The organism is Streptomyces sp. NPDC006296 (assembly GCF_040613235.1).
GTDB lineage: Bacteria > Actinomycetota > Actinomycetes > Streptomycetales > Streptomycetaceae > Streptomyces.
Genome location: NZ_JBEXRT010000049.1, coordinates 14,148 through 26,278 on the forward strand (window position 1 = coordinate 14,148; position 12,131 = coordinate 26,278).

Annotated in this window: 12 protein-coding genes; 4 read left to right on the top strand and 8 right to left on the bottom strand. The window is 72.0% G+C overall.

The genetic code is table 11. The features are described from left to right. Positions 1-39 precede the first annotated feature (39 nt). Positions 40-1,026, top strand: coding sequence for an SDR family NAD(P)-dependent oxidoreductase (locus ABZ172_RS26370; protein ID WP_356887162.1), 987 nt, complete (start codon positions 40-42; stop codon positions 1,024-1,026). 56 nt (positions 1,027-1,082) lie between these two features. Here the strand turns inward: ABZ172_RS26370 and ABZ172_RS26375 are convergent, their stop codons facing one another. Continuing rightward, the gene (locus tag ABZ172_RS26375; protein ID WP_356887164.1) at positions 1,083-2,075 is read right to left on the bottom strand and encodes a fibronectin type III domain-containing protein; all 993 of its coding nucleotides are present in this window, start codon (positions 2,073-2,075) and stop codon (positions 1,083-1,085) included. 117 nt (positions 2,076-2,192) lie between these two features. Between ABZ172_RS26375 and ABZ172_RS26380 the strand changes: the two genes are divergently transcribed. Beyond that, positions 2,193-2,801 (top strand): TIGR03086 family metal-binding protein, encoded by a 609-nt coding sequence (locus ABZ172_RS26380; RefSeq protein ID WP_356887166.1) that lies wholly within the window; start codon positions 2,193-2,195, stop codon positions 2,799-2,801. A 152-nt stretch (positions 2,802-2,953) separates the two neighbouring features. Here ABZ172_RS26380 and ABZ172_RS26385 read toward each other — a convergent pair whose 3' ends face one another. Next, positions 2,954-3,637, bottom strand: a complete 684-nt coding sequence (locus ABZ172_RS26385) for an alpha/beta hydrolase (protein WP_356887168.1) — start codon at positions 3,635-3,637, stop codon at positions 2,954-2,956. A gap of 64 nt (positions 3,638-3,701) precedes the next feature. Here ABZ172_RS26385 and ABZ172_RS26390 point away from each other — a divergent pair, with 64 nt between their 5' ends. Next, complete coding sequence (locus tag ABZ172_RS26390; RefSeq protein WP_356887170.1) at positions 3,702-4,505, top strand: chitosanase; 804 nt, start codon at positions 3,702-3,704, stop codon at positions 4,503-4,505. A gap of 129 nt (positions 4,506-4,634) precedes the next feature. Further along, positions 4,635-5,501: a chitosanase gene (locus tag ABZ172_RS26395; RefSeq protein ID WP_356887172.1), complete on the top strand. Its 867-nt coding sequence runs from the start codon at positions 4,635-4,637 to the stop codon at positions 5,499-5,501. A gap of 64 nt (positions 5,502-5,565) precedes the next feature. On the opposite strand, the gene ABZ172_RS26400 is transcribed toward ABZ172_RS26395, so the two are convergent. The 6 genes from ABZ172_RS26400 to uraD all read right to left on the bottom strand — a co-directional run bounded on the left by ABZ172_RS26400 (position 5,566) and on the right by uraD (position 12,090). After that, positions 5,566-7,059 (bottom strand): nucleobase:cation symporter-2 family protein, encoded by a 1,494-nt coding sequence (locus ABZ172_RS26400; RefSeq protein WP_356887174.1) that lies wholly within the window; start codon positions 7,057-7,059, stop codon positions 5,566-5,568. Between the two features lie 224 nt (positions 7,060-7,283). After that, positions 7,284-8,681, bottom strand: a complete 1,398-nt coding sequence (locus ABZ172_RS26405; protein ID WP_356887176.1) for an 8-oxoguanine deaminase — start codon at positions 8,679-8,681, stop codon at positions 7,284-7,286. A gap of 45 nt (positions 8,682-8,726) precedes the next feature. Continuing rightward, positions 8,727-10,127 carry a nucleobase:cation symporter-2 family protein gene (locus tag ABZ172_RS26410; RefSeq protein WP_356887178.1) on the bottom strand — a complete coding sequence of 467 codons (1,401 nt, stop codon included), beginning with the start codon at positions 10,125-10,127 and terminating at the stop codon, positions 8,727-8,729. A 64-nt stretch (positions 10,128-10,191) separates the two neighbouring features. Beyond that, on the bottom strand, positions 10,192-11,115 hold the full coding sequence (gene pucL, locus ABZ172_RS26415) for a factor-independent urate hydroxylase (RefSeq protein ID WP_356887180.1): 924 nt from the start codon (positions 11,113-11,115) through the stop codon (positions 10,192-10,194). A gap of 6 nt (positions 11,116-11,121) precedes the next feature. Beyond that, positions 11,122-11,514, bottom strand: a complete 393-nt coding sequence (gene uraH / locus ABZ172_RS26420) for a hydroxyisourate hydrolase (RefSeq protein WP_356887182.1) — start codon at positions 11,512-11,514, stop codon at positions 11,122-11,124. Between the two features lie 69 nt (positions 11,515-11,583). After that, the gene (uraD, locus tag ABZ172_RS26425; RefSeq protein WP_356887184.1) at positions 11,584-12,090 is read right to left on the bottom strand and encodes a 2-oxo-4-hydroxy-4-carboxy-5-ureidoimidazoline decarboxylase; all 507 of its coding nucleotides are present in this window, start codon (positions 12,088-12,090) and stop codon (positions 11,584-11,586) included. Positions 12,091-12,131 lie beyond the last annotated feature (41 nt).

Below are 12,131 nucleotides of genomic sequence, written 5' to 3' on the forward strand. Positions count from 1 at the left end.
GAGCATACGAGGCAGAACGCACTATACAACTTCCGTCTTGTGCGTATAGTCGGAGCATGGACACCCCCCCTTGTCACCACGCCCTTCACGTCCTCCAGCACCGCGGACGACGTGCTGCGGGGCGTCGACCTCACCGGCGTCCGCGCGATCGTGACCGGAGCCTCCTCCGGCCTCGGCAGGGAGACGGCCCGCGCACTGGCCTCCGCCGGGGCGGAGGTGACGCTCGCCGTCCGGAACACCACCGCGGGCGAGGCTGCCGCCGGGACGATCGAGGAGTCGGCCGGAGGGGTCCGACCCCGCGTCGTCCGGCTCGATCTCGCCGACAGGGCCTCCGTCGCGGGATTCGCCGACGCGTGGCACGGACCGCTCCACCTCCTGGTCAACAACGCGGGCGTGGTCACCGGTGGCCTCGAACGGACCGCCGAGGGCTGGGAGCTGCAGTTCGCGACGAACCATCTCGGCCACTTCGCGCTGGCCACCGGCCTTCACCACGCCCTGGCCCGGGGAGCGGCCGAGCGTGCGGGAGCACGGATCGTCGCGGTCAGCTCGACGGCGCACATGCGGTCCGGCGTCGATTTCGACGATCTCCATTTCGAGCGCCGCGCGTACGATCCGCAGATCGCCTACGCCCGGTCGAAGACGGCGAACTCGCTCTTCGCCGTCGAGGCGACCCGCCGGTGGGCGTCCGACGGCATCGTCGCCAACGCGGTGAATCCCGGCGGGGTCGCCACGGGTCTGCAGCGCCACTTCACTCCGGAGCAGCGGGCTTCGCTCGACGCGGCCGAGGCCGCCGGAGTCTTCACGTACAAGACGGTCCAGCAGGGGGCCGCCACCGGTGTCGTCGCGGCCGTCGCCCCCGAGTTCGCCCGCTCCGGGGGCCACTACCTGGACGACGCGCAGGAGGCCTGCACCGTGCCGGACGACGTCGACCTCGCGCAGCACCCGCACGGGGTGAAGGAATGGGCCCTCGACCCCGCGTCCGCCCGGCGCCTCTGGACCGTCTCGACCGGCCTGCTCAGCGGCTGACCCGTCGGCCCCGGCGGTGCCGGAGCCTCCCCCGCGACCCCGGCACCCGGGGGCCGTCAGTCGCCGAGCACCACCGTGCGCTGGGCCGAGAAGTCGCCCCAGGTCCCGTCGGGCAGCTTGGGCCGGATCTTCAGCGAGTAGCGGGTGCCGGGCGGGTCGGTCAGGGTGAGCCGGTACGTGGCGCGGCCCCGGGGCGGTGTGCCGCCCCAGACGATCGTGGTGGTCGGTTCGCCGTTCAGGAAGAGCTGGTACGCGGGGATCGTGCCACCGGTGTCCGGCTGGTCCCAGGAGAGGTCGAGCAGGTGCTCCCGGCCCTGCGCCGTCGTCTCCGTCCGGAGGCCGGTGGGCGCCGTGCTGTCGGGGTCGCCCGGTGCGGACGGCGTGGTGAGGTCGAGGGGGGCGCTGTCCGGCGAGGAGCGGTCGGCGGCGTCACGGGCGCGGACGGTGAAGGTGTAGACCGTGCCGGGCCGCAGCCCGGTGAGGCGGGCCGTGGTGCGCGTGCCGGGGACGCTGTGGATCCGGGAGTCCTCCTGGTAGACGTCGTACGAGGTGACGCCCACGTCGTCGGTCGAGCCGCCCCAGGACAGGGAGACCGTCCGGCCGCTGTCCGCCTTCCCCCGCAGCCGCGTCGGCGTGGTCGGCGGTTCGTCGTCGGCGGGGGCATCCGCGGGGGTGGTGACGGGGACGGCGGCACTCGGCGCGGACCGGTTCCCGGCGGCGTCGCGGGCGCGGACGGTGAAGGTGTACGCCGTGGACGCGGTGAGGCCGTCGACGTCGGTCATCAGCTTGCCCGCGTCCACCGATGCGGCTTTCTCGCCCGCGCGGTAGACGTCGTAGCCGGTGATGCCCTCGTTGTCCGAGGACCGCTCCCACATCACGTGGACGGAGGTGGCGCTGCCGGCCTGTGCCGTCACCCCCTCGGGGGCCGTGGGCTTCACGGTGTCCGCTTCGGCGGAGCCGCCGCAGGCGGTGAGCGTGGCGAGGAGCAGCGCGGCGGAGCAGGCCAACGCGGTGCGTGCGTGGGGGCGTTGCACGGTGATGCCTTCCATCCGACAGCAATGGTCCAGACCTATATCCCATGCGGGTGGGGTCGCCGACAAGAGGGCGGATCGGAACGTTCCGCAATGTCCGCGATGAGTTCCGGGCCCCGGAACGGTCTGAAGGGTATGGACACTCCTGACGGAACCGCGCCCGGTCTCGACCTGGAACCGGCGGCACGGCAGATCCGTGAACTCGTCCGCGCCGTCGACGACCGGCAGCTGACCGGTCCGACCCCCTGCCCGGACTACGCGGTGCGCGAACTGCTCGGGCACCTCCTGGGGCTGACCGTGGCCTTCCGGGACGCGGCGCACAAGAGATCCGGCCCGACGACCGACACCCCTCCGACGGCGGCCCTGCCGGTGCTGCCCGACGACTGGCGCACGGCGCTGCCGCCCCTGCTGGACGAGCTGGTCGAGGCCTGGCGCTCCCCGGAGGCACTGGAGGGCATGACCCGGGCCGGCGGGGTCGACCTGCCCGGAGCGGTCGCCGGTGCGGTCGCACGGAACGAACTGCTCGTGCACGGCTGGGACCTGGCCCGGTCCACGGGACAGGAGTTCCGGGCGGACGCGGCGAGCCTGCGCGCGTCGGAGGCGATGCTGGCGCCCGGGGACGACGACCGGTCCGGCCCCGGCGCGATCTTCGGTCCCCCGGTCGCCGTACCGGCCGGCGCACCACAGATCGACCGGGTGATCGCCCTCAGCGGCCGCCGCCCGGACTGGCGGCCGGGCGACTGACGGCGGGGCGGTAGACGGCCGGGCGGCTGACGGCGGGGCCGCGGACCTCCTCGGGCCGGCGCCCGCCCGCGCGGCCCGGACCGCACGGAAGGGAGGGCGGGCAGGGGATCGCGGCCGCCGCCGCCGACCGCCCCCGCCGGGTGCTCCGGGCCTCAGCTCGTGAAGAACTCGCTGATCTGCTGGGCCACCTGGTCCGCGTGCTTCGTGTGGACCTGGTGGCCGCCGCCCAGGGTGATCAGCCGGCAGTCGGGGATGAGCGAGGCCATGTCGGACAGCCTTCCCTGCGGCATGTCGCTCTCGGGGCCTCCCGCGATCATCAGCGTCGGGGCGACGATCTGCCCCAGCTCCTCGCGCCAGCGCGGGTCGGGACCGGCGATCTGCGCCCGGACCTCCTCCAGGGCGTTCTCGTCGTAGTCGACCGGGCCCGCGGGACGGCCGTCGGCGAACGGCTGTCCAGGGAAGGGCGGCGGGGTCTCGACCAGCACCAGCCGCTCCACGCGGTCCGCGTGCTCCTCGGCGAGCAGGTACGCGACCACTCCGCCCATCGCGTGCCCGACGACGCCGACCCGGTCGAGCTCGCAGGCGTCGAGGAACTCCAGGACGTCGTCGCGCATCTGCTCGAAGCCGTACTCGTCGGGCCAGTCGCTCCCGCCGTGCCCGCGCAGGTCGACGGCGTACACCCGCCACTCCTCGCCGAGCAGGCCGCCCACCGCCTCCCAGCTCAGGGACGAACCGCCGAGGCCGTGCAAGAGGACGACGGGCGAGCCGAAGGGGTCGCCCCAGGTCCGGTACGCCAGCCGCACGTCGCCGACGTCCACCACAGACTCATCTTCCATGCACCGAACGCTACAGGCGCCGGAACCGGGCGGGCCCCGGCCCCCGGGCTGGCAGGCTTGGCGCGTGAAGCCCAGACGTCTCGCCCTCGCCGCGGTCGCGCTCCTCCTGCTGACCGGCTGCTCCGGGTCCGGCCCGGGATCACCGGACGAGGGTCTCGACGACCCCGCGAAGAAGGACATCGCGATGCGGCTGGTGTCGAGCGCGGAGAACTCCTCGCTCGACTGGAAGGCCCAGTACGGCTACATCGAGGACATCGGCGACGGCCGCGGCTACACCGCCGGCATCATCGGATTCTGCTCCGGCACCGGCGACATGCTGGAGGTCGTCGAGCGCTACACCGCCCGGCGCCCGGGCAACGCGCTCGCGGGTTTCCTGCCGGCGCTGCGCGCGGTCGTCGGGAGCGACGCGCACGAGGGGCTCGGGGACGCCTTCACCGCGGCCTGGGCGAAAGCCGCGGACGACCCGGCGTTCCGGTCGGCGCAGGACGCGGAGCGCGACGCCTCGTACTTCGATCCGGCGGTCCGGCGGGCCGAGGCCGACGGGCTCGGCGCGCTCGGGCAGTACATCTACTACGACGCCTGGGTGATGCACGGGTACGCCGACGCCCCGGGCACGGTCGGTGTCCGGACGATGCGCGCGCGGGCCCTCGCCCAGGCCGAACCGCCGTCCGAGGGCGGTGACGAGGCGGCGTATCTCGACGCCTTCCTCGACGCCCGGGTGGCCGCGATCCGCGAGGAGCCCTCGCACAGCGACACCAGCCGTGTGGAGACCGCCCAGCGCGTCTTCGTGCGCGAGGGCAGGCTCCGGCTGGAGACCCCGCTGGTGTGGCGGGTCTACGGCGAGCGCTACCGCATCGACGGGAGCTGACACTCCGCGCGTCCGGTTCCGCGACGAACTCCGAGTGGGGGGCGCGCGGGGGGTTACCGCGCGCCCCCTTGCCTGGTAGGAAAGTTTCCTAACAGAGCACGGGCACGACGAACTCCTCCTGGAGGACCGGTGCATCACCCCCACATCAGCACCCCGCGTCGCACCGACCGGATCACCCGTACCGTAGGACTCGCCGCGCTGGCCCTCGGGCTGGCCTTCACGGCGATCCCCGCCACCGCCCACGCCGGCGACCCCGCACCGCCGGCCGCACACCTGGAGGCAGCCGCGACCGGTCTCGACGACCCCGCGAAGAAGGACATCGCGATGCAGCTGGTGTCGAGCGCGGAGAACTCCTCGCTCGACTGGAAGGCCCAGTACGGCTACATCGAGGACATCGGCGACGGCCGCGGCTACACCGCCGGCATCATCGGATTCTGCTCCGGCACCGGCGACATGCTGGACCTGGTGGAGCTCTACACGGAGCGGAACCCGGGCAACGCCCTGGCGTCGTACCTCCCCGCGCTGCGGCAGGTCGACGGGACCGACTCGCACGAGGGGCTCGACCCCGGATTCACCGCCGCCTGGGCCGAGGCGGCGTCGGACCCGGCCTTCGAGCAGGCCCAGAACGACGAGCGCGACCGGGTGTACTTCGACCCGGCGGTGCGTCAGGGCACGGCCGACGGCCTCGGCACACTCGGTCAGTTCGCGTACTACGACGCCATCGTGATGCACGGCGGCGGCAGCGACGCCACGAGCTTCGGCTCGATCCGGCAGCGGGCCCTGGCCGTGGCGTCACCGCCCGCACAGGGCGGCGACGAGACCGCGTACCTCGACGCGTTCCTGGACGCGCGGGTCTGGGCGATGGAGCAGGAGGAGGCCCACTCGGACACCAGCCGGGTCGACACCGCCCAGCGGGTGTTCCTGCGGAACGGGAATCTGAACCTGGACCCGCCGCTGGACTGGAAGGTCTACGGGGACAGCTTCCACATCGGCTGACGCCGCCCCCGCCCACGGTGCGCGTACGGGCCCCGGCGCGGGTGCCCGTACGCGCGCCGGCGGGTCAGCGGACGGCCGGCACGGCCACCGGGTCCTTCGGCTGCGCGCCGTCCGCGGTCTCCGGCCCCCGGCCCGGGTCCTCCGTGTGCGCGTCCGTGTCCGCCGTACGCCCCCAGTGGTTGAAGGCCAGGTTCAGCACGATCGCGACCACGCAGCCGGTGGAGATGCCGGAGTCCAGGACGACGAGCAGGTCCTCGGGGAACGCGTGGTAGAAGCCGGGCGCGGCGATCGGGATCAGGCCGACACCGACGGACGCCGCGACGATCAGCGCGTTCTCGCCCTTCTCCAGGGCGGCGGTGGCGAGCGTCTGGATGCCGCTCGCGGCGACCGACCCGAACAGGACGATGCCCGCGCCGCCGAGCACCGGGAGCGGCACGAGGGCGATGACGGACGCGGCCACGGGGACGAGACCCAGCAGGACGAGGATGACTCCGCCGGTCGCGACGACGAACCGGCTGCGGACCCGGGTCATCGCGACCAGTCCGATGTTCTGCGCGAACGCGCTGCACATGAAGCCGTTGAAGAGCGGGCTGAGCGCACTGCCCAGGGTGTCGGCGCGCAGTCCGCCCTCGATGGTCCGCTCGTCCGCCGGACGGCCGACGATCTTACCGAGGGCCAGCATGTCGGCGGTGGACTCGGTCATGCAGACCAGCATCACGATGCACATGGAGACGATGGCGGCGATCTCGAACTGCGGTGCGCCGAAGTGGAACGGCGTCGGGAAGCCGATCACGTCGGCGTCGCCCAGCGCCCCGAAGTCGGTGATTCCGGCGGGGATCGCGATCAGGGTGCCGACGACCAGGCCGAGCAGGATGGCGATCTGCTGGAGGAACCCGCGCAGCAGTTTGCGCAGCGCGAGCACGATCACGAGGGTGACGGCGGCCATGGTGATGTTCGTCGCCGAACCGTAGTCGCCGGCGGTGGCGTCACCGCCCTGGGACCAGTTGAACGCGACCGGCAGCAGCGAGACGCCGATCAGGGTGATGACGGTGCCGGTGACGACGGGCGGGAAGAACCGCACCAGCTTGCAGAAGTAGGGCGCGAGGACGAAGCCGAGGAGACCGGCGACGATGATCGCGCCGAAGATGACCGCGATCCCGTCGTGACCGCGGTCCTTGCCTATCGCGATCATCGGGGTGACCCCGGCGAACGAGACCCCGTTGACGAAGGGCAGCCGGGCGCCTATGCGCCAGAAGCCGAGTGTCTGGAGCAGGGTGGCCATCCCCGCGGTGAAGAGGCTCGCCCCCATGAGGAAGGCGGTCTCCTGGACGCCGAGACCGACCGCGGGTCCCACGATCATGGGCGGGGCCACCACGCCCGCGTACATCGCGGCCACGTGCTGCAGGCCGCTGGTGAACATCTTGAAGGGCGGGAGCGACTCGTCGACGGGGTGCTTCCCGTTTCTTCCGTCCGCCTCCTGCGCGCTCGTACGGGCCTCGTCCGTGGGGTCCGTGTTCGGGTCGACTGCGTTCTTGCGAAACCTGGGCTTGGCTGCCACGGCTTCCTCCGGTCGGGTACACGTCGGGCGACGTGGGTGTCAGGGAGGTGGTGCTGAGTGGTGCGTCGATGCAGGTGTGCAGCTGGTGCGGGCAGCTCGGAGCTCACCTGCGCGGGCGCGCGTACGGGACGTGCGCGCGCCCGCGCGGGCTGCCGTGGACCCGGGGGTCCGCGGCGGCCGGCCGAGGGCCGTCCCCCTCGGCCGGCCTGTCTGGGGGCGCGGAGTCAGGCTCCGGCGGCGATCTGCGCCAGCCGCCTGGCCTCGTCGCGGGTCTCGCGGGCGATGGCGTCCTCGTCGACCGTGGTGAGGTGGTTGTCCTCGACGACGGTCCTGCCGTTGACGAGGGAGAGGGTCACGGGGGCCGCGGCGCCGAACACCAGGGCGGTCACCGGATCGGCGATGGAGGCGTGGGCGAGGGTGTCCAGCTTCCACAGGACGAGGTCGGCGAGCTTCCCCGCCTCCAGCGAACCGATCTCGTCGGCCCGGCCGAGGACCCTGGCGCCGCCGTGCGTGCCCAGGCGCAGGGCCTGACGGGCGTTCAGCGCCTTCTCCCGGTGGGCGCCGAGGCGGTTGACGAGGAGGGCGTTGCGCAGTTCGGTGTGCAGCTCGCCGGACTCGTTGGACGCCGTGCCGTCGACGCCGAGCCCGACCGGGACGCCCGCGGCGAGCATGTCGGGGACGCGGGCGATGCCCGCGGCGAGACGGGCGTTGGAGGACGGGCAGTGCGCGACTCCGGTCCCGGTGCGGGCGAAGGCGGCGATGTCGGAGTCGTTCATGTGGACGCAGTGCGCCATCCACACGTCGTCGCCGAGCCAGCCGGTCGACTCGAAGTAGTCCGTCGGGCCCATCCCGAACAGCTCCTTGCAGAACTGCTCCTCCTCGACGGTCTCGGAGCCGTGGGTGTGCAGCCGGACCCCGCGGCGGCGGGCCAGCTCGGCTCCCTGGCGCAGGAGTTCGGTGGACACCGAGAACGGCGAGCAGGGGGCGACGGCAATCTGCGTCATGGCGCCGGGCGAGGCGTCGTGGTGTGCGTCGATGGTCGCCTCGGTGGCGGCGAGCGCCCCGTCGAGGGTCTCCACCGCGAAGTCCGGCGGCAGTCCGCCGTCCTTCTCGCTGCGGTCCATGGAACCGCGGGCGAGGGTGAAGCGGACGCCCGTGTCACGGGCGGCGCCGATGATCGCGCCGGACAGGTCGCCGGACCCCTGCGGATAGACGTAGTGGTGGTCCATGGCGGTGGTGACCCCGCCACGGGCCATCATGGCGAGCGAGCCCCGGGCCGCCGCGCGGACCATCGGCTCGTCGACGCGCGCCCAGGTCGGGTAGAGCGCGACCAGCCAGTCGAACAGGTTGTGGTCGGTCGCGAGCCCCCGGGTGATCCACTGGTAGAAGTGGTGGTGGGTGTTGACGAGACCGGGTGTGGCCAGGTGTCCGGTGCCGTCGACCCGCCGTACGACCCCGGTGAGGCCCTCCGGGGCGCTGCCCGCGCCGATGGACTCGATGCGCTGGTCCGCCACGACGATGTAGCCCGAGGCGTACTCGGTGTCGTGGGCGTCGACGGTCGCGATCGAGCAGTTCTCGATGACGGTGCGCCGGGTGGTCCTGGGATCCGCCGAAGCTGCCATGGTGCTTCCCTCTTCTGTCTCTGGCGATGTGGGCACGGCAGGACCCTAGGAGGATTTGAGTGCCACGGCGTTGCGGCCGTGGGTGCCGAGATGGTGGAAGAACAGGTTGAGCAGGACCGCGACGAGCGCTCCCGCACTGATCCCGGAGCCGAGCACGGTCTGTGCCCAGGAAGGGAATCCGGCGTAGAAGGCGGGTGCCGCGAGCGGGATGATGCCCGCGCCGAGCGCCACCGCCACGAGGATGATGTTGGAGCTGTCGTCGAGCCCGGCCTCGGCCAGGGTCCGGATGCCGCTCACCGCGATCGAGCCGAACAGGACGATGCCGGCGCCGCCGAGCACGGGCATCGGGACCAGCGACACGACGGCGCCGAGCACGGGGAAGACCCCGAGGACCAGCAGCGCGCCGCCCGCCGCGGCGACCACGTAGCGGCTGCGCACCCGGGTCAGCGAGACGACACCGACGTTCTGGGCGAACGCGCTGGTCGGGAAGCCCCCGAAGACCGGGCCCAGCAGGGTGGCGATGCCGTCGGTGCGCAGGCCGCGGGTGAGGGTGGGGCCGTCGGTGCGCCGCTCGCAGATCTCGCCGAGGGCCAGCATCCCGGCGGACGACTCCGTCATCAGCACCAGCATCACGATGCACAGGGAGAGGATCGCGGCGGGCTGGAACTCGGGGGTGCCGAAGGCGAAGGGTGTGGGCAGGGCGGCGACGGGTGCCGAGCCGAGCGCGGAGAAGTCGGCGAGGCCGAACGGCACGGCGGCCAGCGTGCCGACGAACATGCCCGCGAGCAGGGCGGTCTGCTTGACGAAGCCGCGTCCGAAGCGCTGGATCAGCAGGATGACGGCGAGGGTGAACGCGGCGAGCGCCAGGTACTTCATGGACCCGAAGTCGTCGGCGGTGGCGTCGCCCCCCTGGGCCCAGCCGACCGGGACGGGCATCAGGGTGACGCCGATGAGGGTGATGACCACCCCGGTGACCAGCGGCGGGAAGAACCGCAGCAGCCGTCCGAAGAACGGTCCGACGACCAGGCAGAAGAGCCCGGCGACGATCACGGCACCGTAGATCGCGGGGAGTTGGCGGCCGGGTGCGCTGGTCTCGGCGATGGCGAGCATCGGCGCGATGCCCGCGGAGGAGGCCGCGTTGACGAAGGGCAGCCGGTTGCCGGCGAAACGGCGGACGCCGATGGTCTGGAGCAGGGTGGCGAGTCCCGCGATCAGGAGGCTCGCGGCGATCAGCCGGGTCATGCCCGCCGTGCCGAGGCCGACGGCCTGCCCGATGATGAGCGGAGGGGTGACGACGCCCGCGTACATGGCGGCGATGTGCTGGAGTGCGGCGGGGACGAGCCGCGCGAGGGGGAGCTTCTCGTCCACCGGGTGAACTGCCGTGACGGCAGGGGCCGGTGGGGTGGTGCTCGGGCCTGTCTCCGGCCCCGTTGCAGGCTGTGCCATGGGATTTCCCTCCGGAATGACCGGCCCCCGCGCCGCTGGGGGCGGGGGCCGGCTCAACTCCGCGTCAGAGGTTGGTCAGGTCGACCGGGATCTTCGGCTCGACGCCGTCGCGGAGCACGGTCGCCTCGATGAGGCCGTACGGGCGGTCGGCCGCGAAGTACACCTCGTTGTCGTTCTCCAGGCCGAAGGGCTCCAGGTCGACCAGGAAGTGGTGGTTGTTCGGCAGCGAGAAGCGGATCTCGTCGATCTCGCTGCGGTGGTTGATGATGCGCGAACCCATCTGGTAGAGGGTCTGCTGGAGCGAGAGGGAGTAGGTCTCCGCGAAGGCCTGGAGCATGTGCGTGCGCGCCTGCTCGTAGGACCTCTCCCAGTTCGGCATGCGCTGCGCGTCGTCGTTCCAGCCGTAGCGCCACCGGGCGGAGACGTCCGTCGCGAGGATGCGGTCGTACGCCTCCTTCAGCGTCGTGTACTTGTCCTTGACGTAGCCCCAGAACTCCGAGTTGGTGGAGTTCATCACCGTGAGGTCCTTGAGCCCGGAGACGACCTCCCACTTCTCACCGTCGAAGGTGATCTGGGTGGTGCGCGTCTCCTGGCCCTTGCGGACGAAGGAGTGCTTGACCTCGTCGGCGCCGATGAACTTGGAGTGGGCGTCGGAGGTGGCGATGCGCTCCCAGCCGTACTCCTCGATCCTGATGCGGGCCACCCGGATCGGCTCCTGCGAGGAGACGAAGTGGCGGGCCAGGTGTATCCCGAACTGCTCGGCGGACTCGATGCCGTGTTCCTTGGCGAAGGCGAACACGGTGTTCTTGGTGGTGTCGGTCGGCAGGACGTGGGCGTTGGAGCCGGAGTAGTGGACGTCGTCCATGTCGCCGGAGAGGGCGACGGAGACGTTCAGGTCCTTGATGTGGTGGGTGTCGCCGTCCCGCGTGATCCTGACGACGCGGTTCTCTGCTTTGCCGTACTGGTTCTGGCCGAGAATCGTGGGCATGGTCTGCTAGCTCCCTCGGTAAACGGAGTAGCCGAACGGGTTGAGCAGCAGCGGTACGTGGAAGTGCTCCCCCGGGGTGACGGCGAAGGCGATCGCCACCTCCGGGAAGAACGCACCGCTGTCCCTTGCGCGGGGGGCGTCCTGCTGCGCCTCGGCTTGCTTCTTCGCGGTGAAGTACGACTCGGTGTCGAAGACGAGCCGTACGTGGGTGGTTCCTTCCGGCAGGGCCGGCAGGTCTGTGCAGCGCCCGTCCGTGTCGGTCGCGGATCCGCCGAGCGTCGCGTACGGCGCGTCGCCGCCGCTGCGGGCGGCGAGGGAGACGGTGACGGCCCGGGCGGGGCGGCCGGTGCTGGTGTCCAGGACGTGGGTGGACACCGATGCGGTGGTGTCGGTGCTCAAGACCGTCACGCTCCTTGTTCTCGGAAGTGCTGTACGGGTCCCGGGGGCCCGGGGCTGCTGTACGGGTCCTCAGGGGTCCTGTACGAGGCGGGTCAGCCGGATGCGGTTGATCTTGCCCAGCTCGGTGCGGACGATCTCGCGTTCCCGTTCGGGCGCGTTGCCGATCCGGGCCTTCACCGCGTCGCGCATCTGCTCACCGGTGGCTCCGGTGGCGCAGATCAGGAAGACGTGTCCGAACCGCTCCTGGTAGGCCAGGTTCAGTGCGAGCATCTCCGCCCTGAGCTCATCGGACGCACCGGCCATCCCCCGCTGCTCGCGGGCGGACACCGGGTCCCCCGGTGCGGGGCGGCCGATCTGCGGGTGGCCGGCCATCGCCTCGGCCAGGTCCACCGCGGAGAGCTCGGCCGTGGCGGCGTCGCTCGCGGAGAACAGGGCTTCGGTCCCGGGATAGGGCCGGTGGGCGAGGAGGCGGTCTCCCCACGCCGTACTGGCACACACCTCGTGCAGTGCGGCTGCGGCCTCTCCGGCCGGCAGGGTGTTGAACCGGGCGAGGCCCGGCGTGGAGCTGGTAGTCACGGGAGCCTCCGTGGCTTTTTCCGCTGTGCGTTGTCGGGCTG